This window comes from Mesorhizobium sp. B3-1-8 (assembly GCF_006439495.1).
Classification (GTDB): Bacteria; Pseudomonadota; Alphaproteobacteria; order Rhizobiales; family Rhizobiaceae; genus Mesorhizobium.
In genome coordinates this window covers 23,770-42,572 of the sequence record NZ_VFTK01000048.1, presented here as the reverse complement: position 1 = coordinate 42,572, position 18,803 = coordinate 23,770, and the positions used below count along the sequence as shown (strand labels likewise).

The window sequence follows — 18,803 nt, the reverse complement described above, 5'->3', positions numbered from 1 at the left end:
TCAGCACGAATCGTTCCATCCGAAGCTTGAATCATGATCAAGCCCGATGTGGAATCCTGAATATCAACAGGTCTTAGAGCGTTTCAGCGTTTCACGGAAACGCCGGACTGCACCGGAGCGGTTTCACGCCTTTCCGGCACCGGCGCGGCCGCCGCGTGGTCGCGGCAGTCTGCCGCGAGCAGGCGATGCGCGGCATCGAGTATGGCCTCGACCGGCGTGTCGGCGACATTGGCCGAACGGCCTCGCCTTGGCGCCGTGACGACTTCGACCCTGCTCGAAAGCGGTCGCCAGCGCTCCATATTGGCGCCGTTGTTGACGATCACCGCCGGCGTCATGACCGTGGCCAGAAGATGCGCCAGTCCGCCCTCCATGCCGATATAGGCGACGGCCATCTCACCCAGCGCCAGCAGGAGATCGTCGAAGCCTGCGACGTCCGGCGCGAGTTCCGGGCCGGCCACCTGGAGGCGACTTTCCCTGGCGACGAGAGCCTGCGGCGTCGGTCCGCTGCCGGGCGTGGCCAGATACAGCACCCGGTAGCCGGCATCGATGAGATTGCCGGCGACGGCCACCACTTGATCTTCGTTCATGCACTTCCTGGCCTGGGCATTGCCGCCAAGCAGGACGAGCGGACGGTCGCAACCGTCCCGCAACCGGCGCGCCCGCGCGCGGGCGGCGTCCGGAACATCGAGCCTGTGATCAAAAGGCAGATGCCGGCCCGCCAGGCGCTCGATGAGCCGGTGATAGCGCCAGGCATTGTGTTCCGGCCGCAGCGTCAATCGCGTGCCCCAGCGCAGCGACAGAAGATGGCCGGCAAAATTCGCTTCGTGGCGGATGCCCCGGCCCGCGAGTTGCAGAGCCGTGAGCATCAGGCCCGGCACGCCGGTCCGCAGATCGACGACGATGGCCTTGCGGCCGCGCGGCGCGAATTCGGCGAGGATGGCGGAAAGCGGCGTCTTCGTCCTGAAGTCATCGACGAGATGCGCGACATGCTTGCGCAACGCCTGCGAGAGCGATGAACCGCGCATGGCGCCGTAGACGATATGGCTTTGGGGAAAGGCCGTTCTTGCCGCACGCAGGGCCGGAATCCGCAGCAGGCCGTCGCCAAGCGCGTCGTTGCGGGCATAGAAGATCAGCACGGGCGCGGACGAATCCATCGTGACGGCGAATTCCATTGATGTGTGATGCCGCAGAAGCTGGATCGCAAGAATTCTTGCAAGAAAAATCAGCACCCCCGGCTGAAATCTCGCAAGAACATGCCTGGTTTCTTGTATAAGGAAAGGCTTGGCTTTGTCATCCCGCCGGCGGGGACCGGGTTGGCGATGTCAGGCTCGACATGGCCCGGGGGGCCGGCTTCGAACAAGGCTATTTCGGCCAATGAGCCGGGGGCGGCTGGGGCAAGTCGTTCCACGCGATGGGGGTGGATATGCCAAAACTCGGGGCGGCCGTCGGTTTTCTGATGGCCCGGTCAAGCAGGGAGGTTGATCGCCTTGTTACGGCCGTCAAAATTCGCTGGCGGTCGAGGCCGAATGCGTGGGCCGCGCGGGCCAACAAGATATTCATAGCCGGGTGCGCGCAGCGGAACGACCCTGACGCAACGCATCATGAAAAGCTTCGAGGATACTTTCGTCTGGCCGCCCGAGGCGCGGCACACGAAATTCTATCTGCTGGACCGCCGGGAAAACAATCTGGTCGTCAAGCGCGATTCCCGGGCCTTCGCCCACCTGGCAAAATTGCCTGCCGACATCGGTCTCGTCTATTGCGTTCGACATCCTTTGGATGTGCTCACCAGCGTGCATCCGCAGACCATGGAGGAACGCCGATTTCACACCACGGCGGACCGCTGGGTGCTGGAATACGATGCGCTGCTGAGCCTGAGAAAGGCGCAGCCGGCGCGCGATATTCTCTACGCGCGCTACGAAGACACGATCGCCGACCCAGACGCCGTGCAACAACGGATCGCAGATCGATTCGGGCTCCGCCCGAGAGTGCCGGTGACCGGGGACGGGCAGGGCCCTATCCACGCACGCTCGCTGCGTAAGTGGGAGCGCAACGAAGACTATCGCGCCTATCTTCAAGGCCAGCTGTCACAGGCCGTTCTTGGACCCATGCATGCCTTCTGTCGCGAATTCGGCTACGACATGCCTGCCTGGACCGGCGCTACCGGGTAAAGCATTTCAGCGCTGCTGCAGCGCCAGGCGTATGCCGAGCGCGCAATAGATGCCGCCGACCGCCTTGCCCTGCCATTTCAGCACTGTCGGATTGCGGCGCAGGCCCAGGCATTGGCTTCCGTTTTAACGCACGCCGTTGTATCGAAACGACAAGGCCGAACGATGCCGGACCGGCCATCGCCAAGGCGCCTGCCGCGCGCGGCGGCGGCAGGATCAATCCTTGAAGGGGGCTGGCTTGGAAGAGCAAGCGACACGGGAGAGCCGGCGAAACCGGGCTGGAACGTGCAGGCTCCGCAACAGGCTGGCTGGTCGTCGGAATGGAACCGGCGACCGGAAGCAGCCCGCCGCATGATCGCGCAACCCGTTCTCACCGCAAGGCGGCATGGGCTTATCGTGACGCCGGGCATGTTGCCCGGCGGCGATGGGATGAACATCAACGGACCGTCGCTGATCGGCATGCCCGACTGGGCGCCGGGGCGGCTCGGCGCCTATTATCTCTATTTCGCCGACCACAATGGCTCCTATATCCGCCTCGCTCACGCGGATTCGATCGAGGGTCCGTGGCGCATCCATCCCGGCGGGGTGCTGTCGCTCGATCAATGCCCCTTCATCGAAGGCCACATCGCGTCTCCCGACGTTCACGTCGATCGGCGCCAGCGTCGCTTCATCATGTATTTTCATGGACCGGCAAAAGGCAGGGAAGGCCAGATGAGCTTTGCCGCGACATCCGGTGACGGCCTTCATTTCAATCCGCTTTCCGAGCCGCTCGGGCCTTCCTATGCCCGGTTCTTCCACCACGACCAATGGTGGTACGGTCTTCTCGGGACAGGGGCCGTCACCGTCTTCCGCTCCAGGACCGGCATCTCCGATTTCGAACGGGGCCCGGCCGTTCTTCACGGCATGAAGCATCTTCCCGTCCCACGGCATCTGGCGCTGCAGAAATCCGGTCGCTGGCTGCGGGTCTACTACACGCGCAGGGGCGACGCGCCGGAACGGATCCTTCACGGCACGATCGATCTCGCCGAGGACTGGCGAAACTGGACGGTGCGGGGCGAGACCGAACTGCTGCGGCCGAAGATGGATTTCGAAGGGGCGGGCTTGCCGGTCCGTCGCAGCCGGGAAGGCCCGGCCAAGCGCAAGGAGAACGCGTTGCGCGACCCCGCCATTTTCGAAGAGGACGGGCGAACCTGGCTGCTCTACGCCGTCGCCGGAGAGAGCGGCATCGCCTTGGCCGAGATCTCGTCGAGGGACGTCCCTGCCAAAGCAGTCCGGACGCCGGCGACCACTCTGCGGCGTGGCGCAAGACGGCTGTTCTGGCGCTTGCGCAAGGCTGCGCCCTGGCTGCCCTTGGCAATGACGTCTCGCAAAAGAATCTTCATTGCCGGCTGCGCCCGCAGCGGAACCACGCTCAGCCGTCGCTTGATGGGGTGCTTCGACGATATCTATGTCCATGCGGTCGAAGCGCCTTACCGCGCGCTGCTCGAACTGGATCGGCCCGAATTCAATCTGGTCGTCAAACGCACCTATGAGAGCCATAAGGACATCGAGCATCTGCCGGACTCGATCGGGTTGATCTATTGCGTGCGGCATCCTTTCGACGTGCTCACCAGCTCTCATCCGGAGACTGTGAACGAGCGGCGCTTTCATGTAACGACCGAGCGCTGGGAGGCGGAGTATGACGGATTGATGCGCCTTAGAAAGGCTCAGCCCGAAAGAGCCGTTTTCCATCTGCGCTATGAGGACTTGATCGCTGAACCCGATATTGTCCAGGGCAGGATCGCTCGGTCGTTCGGTCTTTCACCGGTCACGCTGTACAGCCGGGATGCGGACAATCCGATACGACCGACGTCGCTGAAAAAATGGGAGCGCAATGAAGAATTCCGGACCTATCTGCATGGACTGCCGGCGACGTTCCTCGCCCGCGTGGAAAGCTTCTGCCGCGAATTCGGCTACGACATGCCGGCCGACGCCTTGAACGCGGGAACGGCGCGGTGATGCCAGCACAGGCAGCGGGCCTGCGGGCCGAGGACCACAAGCGGCGCGTCCTGACGGATGTGTTCGGCTTCGACGATTTTCGCCCGGGGCAGGCGAGCGTGATCGAGGCGTTGCTCTCCGGACGGCATGTGCTGGCGGTCATGCCGACGGGCGCCGGCAAGTCGCTCTGCTATCAGGTTCCGGCGCTGGTCAAGGGCGGGCTCACCATCGTGGTGTCGCCGCTGGTGGCGCTGATGCAGGACCAGGTCGCCGCCTTGCGCCTTGCCGGGGTGGCCGCCGACACAATCAATTCCTCGCTCGACCGCGACGCCAATGTCGCCGCCTGGCGCCGTGTCGCGTCCGGGCAGACGCGGCTGCTCTATATGGCGCCGGAGCGGCTGATGACGGAGCGGATGCTCGAAGCCCTGTCCCGGCTCGATATCGGCCTGATCGCCATCGACGAGGCGCATTGCATCTCGCAGTGGGGCCCGGCCTTCCGGCGCGAATATGAGGACCTGTCGCGGCTGCGCGGGCTGTTTCCGCAAGTGCCCATCATCGCGCTGACGGCGACGGCGGACGAGGCTACCCGCGCCGACATCGAAGCGCGGCTGTTTGCCGGGCGGGCCGAGACCCTGGTGCTGGGCTTCGACCGGCCCAACGTCAGGCTGGCGATAGAGCCCAAGCAGGACAGCAAGCGCCAGCTGCTGCGCTTCATCGAGCGCCACCAGGGCAAGAGCGGCATCATCTATTGCCTGTCGCGCCGCAAGACGGAGGAAATGGCGGCCTTCCTGGACAAGAACGGCGTGCGCGCGCTCGTCTATCATGCCGGCATGAGCAAGGACGCGCGGGAGGCGAACCAGAACGCGTTCATGAGCCTCTCCGGCGTCGTCATGGTGGCGACCATCGCTTTCGGCATGGGCATCGACAAGCCCGATGTCGCCTATGTCTTCCACACCGACCTGCCCGGCAGCCTGGAGGCGTATTACCAGGAGATCGGCCGTGCCGGACGCGACGGCCGGTCGGCGGAAGCGCACATGCTCTACGGTGCCGGCGACATCCGCACGCGGCGGATGTTCATCGACGACGAGGATACCTCGCCCGAGCACAAAAGACGGGCGCATCGCCGGCTCGACACGCTGATCGGCTATTGCGAGACGGCGCAGTGCCGGCGCCAGGTGCTGCTCGGCTATTTCGGCGAGGAGGCGCAGGCCTGCGGCAATTGCGACAACTGCCTCGACCAGGCGCCGCGCGCCGATGGCGGGACGGAGGCGCGGATCATCCTCGCGGCTGTCGCGCAGAGCGGCGAGCGCTTCGGCGCCGCCCATGTCATCGACATCCTGCTCGGCCATGAGACCGAAAAGGTGTTGGCCAGGGGCCATCAGAAGCTCGCCAGCTTCAAGACCGGCATCGTGCACAGGAAGCCGGTCTGGCTGTCGCTCATCCGGCAACTCGTCGCCGGCGGCTTCCTGGTGCCGGATCCCGACGGCCATGGCGGCCTCGCCATCTCGGAAGCTGGCCGCGCGCTCGGACGTGGCGAGGTTGCGTTCGAGTATCGTGTCGAGGGCCGGGACCGTCTCGCGCGCGGCAGGAAGCGGGCCGCGCAGGGTTCCGCCATGGGCGGCGAGGGCGTGGACACTTCCTTGCTGGCCGCGCTCAAGACGTTGCGGCTGCGGCTCGCCAAGGAACGCCAGGTGCCGGCCTATGTGGTGTTTTCCGACCGCACCCTGATCGACATGGCCGAGCGCCGTCCGCGCGACATCGACGATTTCGCCGAGGTGAATGGCGTCGGTGCGGCCAAGCTCAAGGAGTTCGGGGAGGCGTTCTTGAGTGCGATCGCGGCGCACCCGTCAGAAAGCTGACAAGACGTATATCTCAGCCTACTGCCGCCGGAGTTTGCCGCTCAACCCACGCCTTGGACGGCCTGAACCATGGCATTTGCGGCTTCAACGGACTGGAGGCCAGCTTCGCGCACCAGCGTGCGCCAGGTGAAGAAGCTCAGCGCCACGCGCAGCATCGCTCGCTGGCTGCCGCCAAGGCCTTCGCCGAGCACTCCCTGGCAGGTCGCGAAATACGGGCCGATGCTCGTCTCGACAGCCTCCCGGGTTGGCGGGTGATGTTCGGCGTCGCGCAACACGCTGGCCAACACGCTTTCATTGCGCCCGTACCATTCGTAGATCGCCAGCAGCGCGATCCTCACCCTTTCGCCTGGTTCGGCCACAACTCGCCACGGCTCCGGGCTCGGCAGCGGATGCGTCTCCATGTGCGTGCTCGAGCAGGCCTGCAGCAGGCTGCGCTCGTCGGGGAAGTGGGCGTAGAGCGTGTGTCGCTGAACGCCGGCGCGCTCGGCGACCAAGCTGAAGGTCGTTGCTGCGGGACCAACGCTACCGTGCAGGTCGATCGCAGCTTCGACGATGCGCCGCCGGGTTTCCGCCTGCTGCTCGGCACGGCGTTTTAGGGTGTATTTGCGGGTCATGTATTTAAATGCACACGTATGTGCACCCATTGTTGACAGGGCTCTAATATTTCGCTACACACATATGTACTTCGATTTTGATCGAAGTCCAGCCCGGGATCAACCGGGAGAGGGAACGCAACCATTGTTTTGCAGGAGGTTCCATGGAAACGAAAATCGACGAAATCGCCGAGGGCATCTACCGCCTATCGACCTATGTATCGGACATCGCTCCGCCCGTCGGCTTCACCTTCAACCAGTTCCTGGTCATGGGCGATGAGCCGCTCATGTTCCACACCGGTCTGCGGAAGATGTTCGCGCTCAACCGCGACGCGCTTGCCCGCATCATCCCCCCGGAGCGTCTTCGCTGGATTGGATTTGGCCATTTCGAATCCGACGAATGCGGCGCCATGAACGAATGGCTCTCCGTTGCGCCGCAAGCAACGGCCGCGCACGGACAGACAGGCGTCTACGTGTCGCTCGACGATTTCGCGGATCGTGCGCCGCGGGTGCTGAAGGATGGCGAGGTGATCGACATCGGCGGCGGCAAGCGCGTGCGCTTCATCGATACACCGCACACGCCGCATGGTTGGGACGCCGGCGTCATGTACGAGGAATCGACCGGCACCCTGCTCTGCGGCGATCTGTTCACCCAACTCGGCAACGACCGCGCGCTGACCGACGGCGATGTTGTCGGCCCGGCGATCGCCGCCGAGGATCTGTTCAAATATTCGGCACTCAATCCCGGCATGGGCACGACCATCCGCGAGCTTGCCAAGCTCGCGCCACGCACTCTGGCGCTCATGCACGGCCCGTCATTTTCCGGCGACGGGGCTGCGGCCCTGCGGGCGCTTGCCGAGGACTACGACCGCCGTGTCTCGGCTCAGATGGCCGAAGCCATGCAGAGGCTGGCAGCATGAGCGCGCCCGTAGAGGGCACAAAGACGGACTGCCGGATCATCGGCGTTTGCGGCCGTCAGGGGCGCACCTGCCCGAACGCCGGCTCCCTATGCCGCATCCTGCTTCGGGCACAGGATGTCAGTCCTGCGAAGGGCGCCGCGCGAATGCGTAGCCTGAAATGAATGAGCGGCCTCCTTCGCCAAGGCTTCGGAGGCCATCTTCGCGAAGGATCGCCAATCAGCTGGCGAGGCAGCATTTCTTGAATTTCTTGCCGCTTCCACAAGGGCACGGATCGTTGCGCCCGACGTCACGCCAGGGGTTGGTGGCCGGTGTGACGCTGGTGAAGGCCAGGTCCAGCCGTGAGGCTTGCCCATCCTCGTCCTCGTCAAGATCGAATTCGTCGTCGCCGAACTCGAAATCGTCGTCGCCAAACTCTAAGCCGTCGTCATCGTCAAGGCCGCGGGTCCAATCCAGCGCCACAAGGACATCCTCGATATAACTCAGACTGGCGCGATCGAACCGGCCAATGTCGCCGGGTTGCTGCTCGGTTTCCCGCAGGTCGTTTTCGAAATCACTGCGTTCAAGCGCATCTTCCGGGATACGGCCCTCGTCCCAAGCGCTGTAGACAAGCGGAACAAGGTCTCGCAGGTCAAGCATCGCGATGGCTTGCAGCCAGCCGACCCACGCGTAATCCCAGTCGTCGGCAAGCCTCTCCCTGTAGAACCGTTCCACGAAATCCCTTGTCCGGTCGCGCTCGATGCGACCTTCCCAGGTCAAAAAGGTCACCGCGCCAAACGCCGCGTCGCGAATGAATTCGTCGGCGGAGCCGTCGGCAATGATGCCGAACAGCGCTTCGGCGTCGCCGTCGAATACGCCTACGATGATGCGCGACAAGGTTTCGGTTATGGCGTCGCCAAGCAGCCGGTCGGCTTCCTTCCCGGGGCGGCGCAGCAGACGCAGCAAAGGTTGGCATGCCTGGGTGTCACGGGCGCCGCCGAGGATATACACGCCCCTGAAGAGCAGCATCTCTTCATCGTCCGACAAAGGCTGTCCGTTGGCGGCGCGTTCAAGGACGGCGCGCAGCGCAGGCGCTGATTCTTCTATCCTGATCGTGCAGACCGCGATTGCGAGATTCGGCACCTCGCGTTCGGTCGCCACGGCATGGAGATAGCGGTCTATCGGATACAGCTCGAAGTCGCTGCTGTCGTCGGAAAGCAGCTTTTCCAAATCTTCTTTTTTCATCGCGTCCAGTCGCGTCGATGGAGCCCTGGCTAGGCGGCGTGCTATCGATTCCCCAGCCACACACTTGTGTCAATCATGAGAGCGACGATGAGCGAATACCAATACTACGAATTCCAGGCGGTCGATCGTTCCTTTAGCAATATGGATCGCCAGGGGCGTTTCCTCGAACGTTTGACGTTGCTGGGATAGATGGCGCTTCCCTGAGAAAGACGAACGGTCATCAACGCTCTGGGATCCGCAGGACGCACGCCTGCACCGTCGGATTCAGGCTGGGTCACTGGAGGGTGTCCTCCCGGACAGCTGCACAGGCGCGAGCGGGCTACCGGCGACGCCCCGAGGCGGGATAGCCTTCGGAAGCGTCGTCCGTTCCGATGCCGTCGATATCATCAACAGGCGATTGTGCCGCTCCATGCCCAGAGACGCCAGTCGCCCCCCCGATGGCCGGCAGTCTCACGACAAAACGCGGCTGAGGCAATGCGGATCGCTCGGCGGGCGATCGATGGCTGTGGCCGCCGAGCTGCCGTTCCGACGTCTCTGGCGAATAGCCCGGTGCCCGCGGGCCGCTGCTCAGCCCTCGCCGAGCTTGTTGGCGAGCTCCGCCTGGATCTTGCGCAACACGGCGGAGGCGGTCTCGAGCTCTTCGTCGCCGATCAGCGAGACCAGCTCGTGCCTGAGCTCGGCAAGCACCGCGTTGATGGTTTTCATCCGCGCCTCGCCTTCCTTGGTCAGCGACACGATCTTGGCCCGGCGGTCGCTTGGATCCTCCCGTCTCGCGACAAGGCCTTCCGCCACCAGAAGGTCGATAAGACGGACCAGCGAAGGACCTTCGAGGCCGGCCTGTTCGGCAACCGCGCCCTGGCGGGCTTCGCCGCCCAATTGCCACAGCGCCAGAAGGGGCATGGCCATGGCGTGGGACAGGCCGCAGCGATCCAGCCGCTCGTTGGCGGTGCGGCGCCAGAGGCGCGCCATGTTGGTTATGATCTGGCCGATCGTTTCACGGCTTCTGGACCGTTCATTTTCCATTGCTAATCGTTCGCATACAATCTATTAGGATGCAATCTATATCGGCGAGACAACACGATCGATCCGTTGTATCCGGACAGATCCGTTCTCACCAAGTCTCCGTTCTCAACACGGGGGACCGGCCTCGGCCCGTTCCCCCAAAGGTGTTTTCGATGTCCGTTGCCTTCGACGCAGTGCCAGCAGCTTCCCCCGCCAATCCCCGCTCCAGGGTGATCCTGGCGAGCCTCATAGGCACCACGATCGAGTTCTACGATTTCTATGTCTATGCCACGGCGGCGGTGCTCGTGTTCCCGCATCTGTTCTTCCCCGCCGGCAACGACACGACGGCGCTGCTCGCTTCCTTCGCGGTGTTCGGCGCGGCCATGATCGCGCGGCCGCTGGGCGCGATCTTCTTCGGCCATCTCGGCGACCGGCGCGGCCGCAAGATCACGCTGGTCGGCGCGCTGCTCACCGTGGGCCTGGCGACATTCCTGATCGGCCTGCTTCCGACCTATGCGAGCACTGGATGGCTGGCGCCGGCCCTTCTGGTGGTGCTGCGCCTCGCTCAGGGTTTTGCCCTCGGCGGAGAGTGGAGCGGCGCGGCGCTGGTCGCGACCGAGAACGCGCCGAAGGGCAAGCGCGCCGTCTACGGCACTTTTCCGCAATTGGGCGCGCCGATCGGCTTCATCATCGCCAACGGCCTGTTCCTGATCATCGCCGCCATGTTGCCCTCGGACGACCCCTCGCGGCCGTCCATGGCCTTCCTGTCCTGGGGCTGGCGCATCCCGTTCCTGTTTTCGCTGATTATGGTGGCCATCGGCCTCTGGGTGCGGCTGAATCTCGTCGAAAGCGCCGCCTTCGACAACACCGTGCGCGCCGGCAAGGTCAGGAAGATGCCGTTGGCCTCGGTCGTCAACACGCATTGGAAAGAGCTCGTCCTCGGCACGTTCTACATGCTCGCCACCTATGTGCTGTTCTACCTGATGACGACGTTTTCGCTGAGCTACGGCCGCTCCGCGCCCTCGGCCGCCGTGCCCGGCCTCGGCTATGGCTACACGACCTTCGTGCTGATGATGATCATCGGCGTGGTCTTCTTCGGCGTCTTCACCATGGTCTCGGGGCCCTGGGCCGATCGCTGGGGCCGGCGCCGCACGCTGATCTGGATCACCATCGCCATCGCGATCTTCGGGCTGTCATGGGTGCCGATGCTGCATGCCGGCACGGTCGGCGTCATGGCTTGGCTCATCATCGGCTTCAGCCTGATGGGCATGACCTTCGGCCCGATGGGAGCGCTGTTGCCTGAACTTTTCCCGGCCAATGTGCGCTACACCGGCTCGGGCATTTCCTACAACGTGTCGTCCATCCTCGGCGCCGCGGTCGCGCCTTTCATCGCCGTGGCGCTGTGGAGCACGGGCGGCGGGCCTCTCTGGGTCGGCGTCTATCTCTCGGCCATGGCGGTGCTCACGCTGGTCGCCCTGCTGATCGGGCGCGAGACCAAGGATGTTGACATCAACCGCTAGCCAACCGTGGCGCCCGCCAGTGAGGAGGCGGGTGCCAAGAGCCAAACCCATGACGCTTCCCTCCTGGCAGGACTGGCTGTTTTCGATCAAGGCGTTCCTCGCCTCGATGCTGGCGCTCTATATAGCGCTTTCGTTCGACCTGCCGCGGCCATACTGGGCTATGGCCGCCGTCTATGTGGTGGCCAATCCGCTTGCCGGCGCGACCTCGTCCAAAGGGCTCTACCGCGCGCTCGGCACGCTGATCGGCGCGGCCGGGGCCGTCCTGCTGTTGCCGACCTTCGTCAATTCGCCGCTCTTGATGAGCATAGCCGTGGCGCTGTGGACAGGGGTTCTGCTCTACATCTCGATGCTCGACCGCACGCCGCGCAGCTATGTCTTCATGCTCGCCGGCTATTCGCTGCCGCTGATCGCCCTGCCGGCCGTCGATGCGCCGCAGACGATCTTCGACATCGCCTCGGCGCGCAGCCAGGAGATCATCCTCGGCATCGTCTGCGCCAGCTTGGTGGCGCAGCTGGTATTCCCGATCGGGCTGTCTTCATTGATGTCGTCGCGTATCTCCACTTGGCTGGGCGACGCCGCCCAGTGGGCCGGTGAAATCCTGCGCGGCGAGGGCGCTGCGCGGCCGGCGCCTCCGGTCCGGCAGAAGCTGGCATCCGACATTTCCGGCTTCGACATCCTCATCAGCCAGCTTGGATACGATCACCAGACGCACGGGCTTACGCGGCAGGCGCGGCAATTGCGCGGGCGTCTCATGCTGCTGCTTCCGTTGCTCTCGTCGCTCGATGACCGGCTTCATGAACTGAGATCGCAGGACCGGGTGCTGCGCGACGATCTCATCGCCCTGCTCGACGACGTCGGGTCCTGGCTCCAGACTGTGGCCGATCCTGACCGCGCCGTCGCGTTGCGTTCGCGCATCGCCGATCTGCGCCCGCCCGCCTATGCCGTCGACTGGAGGAGCCTGATCCTAGACAGCGCGCTCGCCCGGCTGCGCGAGATCGTCGATGCCTGGCACGATTGCCTCGTCCTGAAGAAGCAGATCGCGACCGGCGAATCCAGCGGTGAAAAGCTTGCTTTCCGCCGGCGCCGGACCTTCTCGCGCACCCGCCATCACGATTATGGAATGCTGTTCTTCTATGCCGCTTCGGTGATCGTCGCCGTCCTGATTGCCTTCGCCCTGTGGATCTACTCGGGCTGGGCTGAAGGCTCTGGATTCGTTCTCATGGTCGCGGTCGCCTGCTCGTTCTTCGCGGCGACCGACCGGCCCGCGCCGCTTCTCCTGTCGATGTTCATCTGGTGCACGGCGAGCCTTGTGGTCACCGCGGCCTATCAGTTCGCCATCCTGCCCTCGATCCAAAGCTTTCCGTTGCTGGTTCTCGTGCTGGCGCCGCCGTTCCTTGTGCTCGGCACTATCATTCCAAGGCCTCAGCTCAACATGCTGGCGATGCTGCTCACCGTGAACACGGCGTCGTTCATCGCGCTCAGCGACAGGTTTTCCGCCGATTTCACCTCCTTCGCGGGCGGCGGGCTCGCCGCGCTCGCCGGCGTCGGTTTCGCGCTTGTGTGGACGCTGCTGGTCCGGCCTTTCGGCGGCGGGATCGCCGCCCGACGACTGGTGCCTGCCGGCTGGTCCGACCTTGCCCAGCTTGCCGCGGGCGAGCGCGCCGAGGACCAGCGCAGGCTGGCCGGGCGCATGCTCGATCGCCTCGGGCAACTCGTTCCCCGGCTCGCATCCATGGAAAACAAGGAGCTGTCGACGATCGACGGCTATGCCGAAATCAGGCTGGGGCTGAACATCGTGGAGCTGCAGCGGCTGCGCAACCGGCTCACCTCGGACGAAAGGACAGCGGTCGGCGAGGTTCTGTCCGCCATTGCCGTGCTGTTCAAGGAGCGGCTCCGGCTCGGCGAGCCTGTTGCGGCGTCACCGGGGCTGCGCGAGCGCATCGACGCCGCGCTCGCCCTCGTCGCGGGCCGTCAGGCCACGCCGGCGCGGCGATCCGTCGACGCGCTGGTCGGGCTGCGGCGCGCGCTGTTCCGAAACGCCGCGCCACCCGTTCATTCGACAGTGCCGGAGCCGATGCTCCTGGTAGCGGAGTAGGTTACATGCAGAACGATATCAGCATTGGCGGTGTCTACCTGCCGGGGCTTCTGGTCACGATGCTGGCGGCCTTCGTCGTGGCGCGGGTCGTCTGGCAGATCCTGTCATGGACAGGCCTCTATTCGCTCGTCTGGCACCGGGCGCTTTTCAACCTCGCGCTGTACATCCTCATCCTCGGGGCAATGTCCTCGCTCTCAAATCGGCTGTTCTCATGAAATACCGTCTTCTTCGACTGACCGGCAGGGTCCTCGTCACGGCCGCCGTCGTCGCCGTCGCCTGCGTCGCCGCCTGGAAGCTGTGGGACGACAACATGAATGCCCCATGGACGCGCGACGCGCATGTGCGCGCCGATGTCGTCGGCGTCACGCCCGATGTTTCAGGTCTCGTGGCCGAGGTGCTGGTCAAGGACAACCAGGCGGTCAGGAAGGGCGACGTGCTGTTCCAGGTCGACCGCCAGCGCTTTGCCGTCGCCCTTGCGCAGGCGCAGGCGGTGGTCGAGGGCCGACAGGCGACGCTCGACCAGGCGAGGAGAAACCTGGAACGTCTGAAACGCCTGACAGCCTCGGCGGTCAGCGTCCAGCAGATCGAGGAGGCGCAATCGAGCGTGGCCGAGGCGGAGTCGGAAAGCCTGCAGGCAAGTGCTGCGCGCGATCTGGCGCAGCTCAACCTCGACCGCGCGGAAGTCAGGGCGCCGGTCAACGGCATCATCACCAATCTCAGCCTTCGCCCTGGCGACTATGTCACGACGGGCGCGGCCACGATGGCGCTGGTCGACACCGACACGGTCCGCATCGACGGCTATTTCGAGGAGACGAAACTGCCGCGCATCGAGGTCGGCGCCAGTGCGTCGATCAGGCCGATGGGATGGAAGTCGTCGCTTTCGGGCCACGTCGGAAGCATAGCCGCCGGCATCGAGGACCGCGAGCGCACCTCAGGGACGCTGCTGGCGGACATCAACCCGACCTTCACCTGGGTGCGGCTGGCGCAGCGCGTTCCGGTGCATATCGTGCTCGACGGCGACGCCGCCACCAAGGCGAGGCTGGTCGTCGGAACCTCCGCGACAGTGACCATCGACCGGGCGGCCGCCGACTGAAAACCCGACGATCGGGTCACTCACCAAGCTGTGGCTGCGACCAGCTTACCGCCAATCGATCTGCTTGAGCCGGCTAACGCCAAAGGCACACCCGGACGTCATTTCCAACGTAGCAGGCGCCTTCGCGGTGAAGCTCTCCCCAATCTTTTCCGTCGCCGTGCGTGTCGCGAATATCCCCGTTCGCATAGCCCGCCCAAAGATCGCCGTCCTTGTAGACAACGGCCCAGTAATCCTTGGACATTTCACCGGCCCCGCTATGCGTGTCGGGATAGTCGATACCCGCAAAGACCTGATGAGGTCCCTGGATGTTGAAATCGCCGCCCTGCTCGATCTGATAGGAGCATCTTCCGGAGATGCGGGTCTGACCATGAACGACAAGCAGGCAGCGGCCCCATTTATAGCCACTTGGTAGACGATGCTGCGGTTGCGCATGCGACGGTGAGAGGGAAAACGCAATTGCAAGGGCAACCGCGATTGTTCGCGCGATCATCTTGTCCCCTGTTGTGAAACCGCGATCGGACATTCTTAGATTTCGCCCCGAGCGCATGTCGAATGGTCCTGTGCGCAATGACCCCCGAGATCATATTACTATCGATCAAGGTCGGATTTTTGTCACGTGAAGGCTGCGAAATTTCATTCGCGAGGCCGATGTAGCGCGGAGAGGAAATGTAGGCAGCTCCCGGGCCGCCCTCCTTCGCTAAAGCTTCTGAGGGCATCCTGCTTCGCGCGGAAGACTGCGCTGATCCCGCGAAGCTCGGAGAGCGATGCCCTTCCCGAGAGATGGGTGACAGTTCATTCCGGATAGATGGGTTACACTTTCGGCCCTTTGCGAGGAGAGCAAGGTGCCTTGGAAGGAGTGTAACGTCATGGAAGAGCGGCTGAAGTTCGTCGCCCGGCTGCTGGACGGCGAGAAGATGGCCGTGCTTTGCCGTGAGTTCGATATTTCGCGCAAGACCGGCTACAAGATCCTCACGCGCTACAACGACAGCGGCCTTGAAGGGCTGACGGATCGGTCGCGTCGGCCCTACCGCCATGCCAATCAGCTTCCGTTTCAAATCGAGAAGCTGATTGTGCGTCTGAAGCAGGACAAGCCGACATGGGGTGCGCCGAAGATACGCGAGCGGTTGGCCAGGCTGTACCCGGATGTGCACCGGCCCGCGATCTCGACGGTGCATGCGGTTCTGGACCGGCACGGCATGGTCGAGCATCGCAAGCGAAGGCGCAACAGGGCGACGGGGACACCGCTTTCAAACGGCTATCGCCCCAACGATCTTTGGTGTGCCGACTACAAGGGCGAGTTCATGCTCGCCGATCGGCGCTATTGCTATCCGCTGACGATCACCGACTTCGCCAGCCGGTATCTCATCGCCTGCGAGGCGCTGTCGACCACCAAGGAGGCCTATGCCTTCACCGTGTTCGAAAGCGTTTTCAAGGAGTTCGGCCTGCCCAGTGCGATCAGGACCGACAATGGCGTTCCCTTTGCCAGCCCCAATGCGCTGTTCAACCTCAGCAAGCTGTCGGTCTGGTGGCTACGCCTGGGCATCGACATCGAGCGCATCAAACCGGGCTGCCCGCAGCAGAACGGGCGCCATGAGCGGATGCACCTCACCCTGAAGAAGGAAACCACCAAACCGGCTGGCGCCAACTTTCTTCAGCAGCAGGCCAGATTCGATGACTTCATCGATGAGTTCAATTCAGAACGCCCGCATCAGGCGCTCGACATGGACTGTCCAGCCGAGCGCTATCAACCTTCAACGCGGCCCTATGCCGGCCTGCCAGATCTCGACTATCCGTTTCACGACAAGGCCGTCACCGTCACCACCTGCGGCCGCATCTGTTACAATCACAGGAAGATCAACCTCAGCCTCGTCTTTGCCGGCCAGACCGTCGGCATCAAACAGGTCGAGGACCATATCTGGCTGACCAGCTTCATGGACTATGATTTGGGATACTTCGATGATGAGACATGCAGGCTCGAACCACTCCAAAACCCCTTCGGGCCAAAAGTGTTACCCATGTCTCCGGTATAAACCGTAACCCATGTGTCCGGAACGGACCCGAAGCAGGATGGCGGAGAGGGAGGGATTCGAACCCCCGATACCCTTGCGAGTATGCCGCATTTCGAGTGCGGTGCATTCGACCACTCTGCCACCTCTCCGCGAGGTCATGGTCGGCCGTTGCCGGCGCGGCGCACTAGATAACGGCTGACTGCTGGAGTTACAAGGCCCTATTCGAGCGAATTCCAGCTTCCGCGAAAAGCGACGGCGGCGGGGCGGACCGATATTTGCCGGCAACGCCGCTCACGGCCTTCTCGGAACAAGGCCGCTTGCCTTGACTCTGGCGCAACCTTCGGTTAGGGACAGCCCGCATTCGGCGTGGAGGCTCTTCCGCGCCGCTTGTTTTTTGAACCCGCAGACTGACAAAAAGACGGCCGAACTGCCTGACGCGGTTCATCGAGGCCGACCGAACAGCGAAAGGCAAAAAATGTTCGCAGTCATCAAAACGGGCGGCAAGCAGTATCGCGTCGCCGCCAACGATCTCCTGAAGATCGAGAAACTCGAAGCCAAGGTCGGCGATATCGTCGAGATCGGCAATGTGCTCGCGCATGGCGAGGGCGAGAATGTCACGTTCGGCGCGCCGTTCGTCGATGGCGCTCTGGTCACGGCGGAAGTCGTCGAGCAGGGCAAGAACCGCACCGTCATTGCTTTCAAGAAGCGCCGCCGCCAGAATTCCCGCCGCAAGATCGGCCACCGCCAGCTTCTGACCACCGTCAGGATCGCCGAGATCCTGCTCGGCGGCGCCAAGCCGTCGAAGAAGGCCGCCGCCAAGGCAGAGGCAAAGGCCCCCGAAGCCAAGGCGGAAGTCGCCGCCGAGGCGAAGGCCGAAGCCGCTCCGAAGGAGCCGAAGGCCAAGAAGGAACCCAAGGCAGAGGCCGCTCCGAAGGAAGAGGCTAAGGCCGAGACCGCCGCCGCGCCGCTGTTCAAGGCGCCGAAGGGCGAGCCGGACGACCTCACCGTGATCAAGGGCATCGGCCCGGTCGCGGCGAAGGACCTCGCCGAGCAGGGCATCGTCACCTTCGCGCAGCTCGCCAAGCTCTCCGACAAGGATGTCGCCAAGATCGACGAGCACATGCCGTTCAGCGCCGACCAGATCAAGGACTGGCGCGAGCAGGCCAAGGAACTGGCGAAGAAGTAATTCTTCCGGCGACGATCGTCGCCGGTACGGGACTTGAAACGGAACGCGAACGCGTTCATAAGACCATTCAAGCGCCTCAGGGGCGCATCGGAGTTAGTCAAATGGCACACAAGAAAGCTGGCGGTTCGTCGCGCAATGGTCGCGATTCGCACTCCAAGCGTCTCGGCGTGAAGAAGTTCGGCGGCGAAGCCGTCGTCGCCGGCAACATCATCATCCGCCAACGCGGCACGACCTGGCATCCGGGCACCAATGTTGGCATGGGCACGGACCACACCCTTTTTGCGCTCGACGCCGGCGCAGTCACCTTCAACAAAAAAGCCAACGGCCGAACCTACGTATCGGTGAACCCGATTACCAAAGCAGCGGAGTAGCCGGTTCCGCACCATAACACCGGCGCCCATCTCGGGAACCGGTGTCTGGCCAGGCCAGGAAAAGGATCAGGAGAGATGGGCTTGCCCTCTCTCCTTTTTCATTTTTCTTTGCCCTGGAGGACTAAATGGTTGCCGAAGCGGAAGATACCGAAGACGAAAGTTACGCGATCGATTGCCCGGTGCTGGCCACCGAGCGGCTGGTCATGCGCGCCCCGCGCGAGAGCGATCTCGAGCAACTCGTCACGCTTGCCGACAACCGGCATGTCGCCGAAATGCTGGCCCGCATGCCGCATCCCTACGGCGAAGCCGAGGGCCGCACCTTCCTTGCCATGGCGGCGTCGCGCCGCGCCGGCATCGTCTATGCGCTCACCCTTGCCGGCACCGGCACCTTCGTCGGCTGCGCGGGCTTGAACACCACCGATCGCGGACTGGAGCTCGGCTACTGGATTGGCGAACCCTACTGGAAGCGCGGTTATGCGACGGAGGCCGCGCATGCGCTGGTCGACCTCGCGTTCCAGAACACTTCGATCCAGGTGCTGCATGCCTCGACCCGGGTGATCAATCCGGCCTCGCGCCGGGTCATCCACAAATGCGGCTTCCAGTATGCCGGCCAGGGCATGCTGAACTCGATCGTCGCCGGCCAGGTGCCGGTCGAGCGCTACCGGCTCGACAGGAAGACGTGGACCAGTCTGCGCAACTGGGTCCACTTCTAGGCATATTGAAATTCAGGTGAGGCCGGCCTGCAAATGCCGGCTTCCTGCGCTTCCGGTGCTCACGTACTTTAAGTACGCT

General features: G+C 63.7%; 17 protein-coding genes, 1 tRNA gene and 1 pseudogene. 12 read left to right on the top strand and 7 right to left on the bottom strand.

Translation table 11 applies throughout. The features are described 5' to 3' along the window. Positions 1-83: 83 nt before the first annotated feature. Positions 84-1,172, bottom strand: coding sequence for a glycosyltransferase family 9 protein (locus tag FJ424_RS30265; protein WP_140659889.1), 1,089 nt, complete (start codon positions 1,170-1,172; stop codon positions 84-86). Between the two features lie 429 nt (positions 1,173-1,601). On the opposite strand from FJ424_RS30265, the gene FJ424_RS30260 reads away from it, so the two are divergent. Further along, on the top strand, positions 1,602-2,168 hold the full coding sequence (locus FJ424_RS30260; RefSeq protein WP_246677392.1) for a sulfotransferase: 567 nt from the start codon (positions 1,602-1,604) through the stop codon (positions 2,166-2,168). Between the two features lie 6 nt (positions 2,169-2,174). Here FJ424_RS30260 and FJ424_RS34185 read toward each other — a convergent pair. Beyond that, positions 2,175-2,276, bottom strand: a pseudogene (locus FJ424_RS34185) (LysE family translocator); the annotation flags it as partial. Positions 2,277-2,516: 240 nt separating this feature from the next. Between FJ424_RS34185 and FJ424_RS34180 the strand changes: the two are divergent. Beyond that, positions 2,517-4,163: a sulfotransferase gene (locus FJ424_RS34180; protein ID WP_246677391.1), complete on the top strand. Its 1,647-nt coding sequence runs from the start codon at positions 2,517-2,519 to the stop codon at positions 4,161-4,163. Beyond that, the gene (recQ, locus tag FJ424_RS30245) at positions 4,163-6,001 is read left to right on the top strand and encodes a DNA helicase RecQ (RefSeq protein WP_140659890.1); all 1,839 of its coding nucleotides are present in this window, start codon (positions 4,163-4,165) and stop codon (positions 5,999-6,001) included. Before FJ424_RS34180 ends, recQ begins: the two co-directional genes overlap by 1 nt. Before the next feature lie 41 nt (positions 6,002-6,042). On the opposite strand, the gene FJ424_RS30240 is transcribed toward recQ, so the two are convergent. Then, on the bottom strand, positions 6,043-6,615 hold the full coding sequence (locus FJ424_RS30240; RefSeq protein ID WP_140659891.1) for a TetR/AcrR family transcriptional regulator: 573 nt from the start codon (positions 6,613-6,615) through the stop codon (positions 6,043-6,045). A 143-nt stretch (positions 6,616-6,758) separates the two neighbouring features. On the opposite strand from FJ424_RS30240, the gene FJ424_RS30235 reads away from it, so the two are divergent. Then, positions 6,759-7,514: an MBL fold metallo-hydrolase gene (locus FJ424_RS30235; protein WP_140659892.1), complete on the top strand. Its 756-nt coding sequence runs from the start codon at positions 6,759-6,761 to the stop codon at positions 7,512-7,514. A gap of 216 nt (positions 7,515-7,730) precedes the next feature. Here FJ424_RS30235 and FJ424_RS34175 read toward each other — a convergent pair whose 3' ends face one another. Both FJ424_RS34175 and FJ424_RS30225 read right to left on the bottom strand, forming a co-directional pair. After that, complete coding sequence (locus FJ424_RS34175) at positions 7,731-8,735, bottom strand: DUF1186 domain-containing protein (RefSeq protein ID WP_181182267.1); 1,005 nt, start codon at positions 8,733-8,735, stop codon at positions 7,731-7,733. A gap of 567 nt (positions 8,736-9,302) precedes the next feature. Beyond that, the gene (locus tag FJ424_RS30225; protein ID WP_140659893.1) at positions 9,303-9,758 is read right to left on the bottom strand and encodes a MarR family transcriptional regulator; all 456 of its coding nucleotides are present in this window, start codon (positions 9,756-9,758) and stop codon (positions 9,303-9,305) included. A gap of 152 nt (positions 9,759-9,910) precedes the next feature. Here FJ424_RS30225 and FJ424_RS30220 point away from each other — a divergent pair, with 152 nt between their 5' ends. From FJ424_RS30220 to FJ424_RS30205, 4 genes are read left to right on the top strand one after another with little or no spacing between them, the layout of a single operon-like run. Beyond that, positions 9,911-11,257: an MFS transporter gene (locus tag FJ424_RS30220; protein WP_140659894.1), complete on the top strand. Its 1,347-nt coding sequence runs from the start codon at positions 9,911-9,913 to the stop codon at positions 11,255-11,257. Between the two features lie 49 nt (positions 11,258-11,306). Then, entirely contained in the window at positions 11,307-13,352 is a 2,046-nt protein-coding gene (locus FJ424_RS30215) for an FUSC family protein (RefSeq protein ID WP_140659895.1), read from the top strand. Positions 13,353-13,357: 5 nt separating this feature from the next. Next, positions 13,358-13,567, top strand: coding sequence for a DUF1656 domain-containing protein (locus FJ424_RS30210; protein WP_140659896.1), 210 nt, complete (start codon positions 13,358-13,360; stop codon positions 13,565-13,567). Continuing rightward, positions 13,564-14,445 (top strand): HlyD family secretion protein, encoded by an 882-nt coding sequence (locus tag FJ424_RS30205; protein ID WP_140659897.1) that lies wholly within the window; start codon positions 13,564-13,566, stop codon positions 14,443-14,445. The genes FJ424_RS30210 and FJ424_RS30205 overlap by 4 nt, the downstream gene beginning before the upstream one ends. Before the next feature lie 73 nt (positions 14,446-14,518). Here FJ424_RS30205 and FJ424_RS30200 read toward each other — a convergent pair whose 3' ends face one another. Further along, a complete protein-coding gene (locus FJ424_RS30200) occupies positions 14,519-14,968 on the bottom strand; it encodes a hypothetical protein (RefSeq protein WP_140659898.1) in 450 nt (149 codons plus the stop codon). Positions 14,969-15,311: 343 nt separating this feature from the next. Here FJ424_RS30200 and FJ424_RS30195 point away from each other — a divergent pair, with 343 nt between their 5' ends. Further along, complete coding sequence (locus tag FJ424_RS30195; RefSeq protein ID WP_140786391.1) at positions 15,312-16,475, top strand: IS481 family transposase; 1,164 nt, start codon at positions 15,312-15,314, stop codon at positions 16,473-16,475. Positions 16,476-16,513: 38 nt separating this feature from the next. Here FJ424_RS30195 and FJ424_RS30190 read toward each other — a convergent pair. Beyond that, a tRNA-Ser gene (locus tag FJ424_RS30190) sits at positions 16,514-16,603 on the bottom strand. Between the two features lie 326 nt (positions 16,604-16,929). Here FJ424_RS30190 and FJ424_RS30185 point away from each other — a divergent pair. The 3 genes from FJ424_RS30185 (at position 16,930) to FJ424_RS30175 (ending at position 18,724) form a co-directional block, all read left to right on the top strand. Beyond that, positions 16,930-17,640, top strand: a complete 711-nt coding sequence (locus FJ424_RS30185) for a 50S ribosomal protein L21 (RefSeq protein WP_140659739.1) — start codon at positions 16,930-16,932, stop codon at positions 17,638-17,640. A gap of 101 nt (positions 17,641-17,741) precedes the next feature. Further along, entirely contained in the window at positions 17,742-18,011 is a 270-nt protein-coding gene (gene rpmA / locus FJ424_RS30180; protein WP_140646513.1) for a 50S ribosomal protein L27, read from the top strand. 125 nt (positions 18,012-18,136) lie between these two features. Further along, entirely contained in the window at positions 18,137-18,724 is a 588-nt protein-coding gene (locus FJ424_RS30175; RefSeq protein ID WP_140646514.1) for a GNAT family protein, read from the top strand. Positions 18,725-18,803 lie beyond the last annotated feature (79 nt).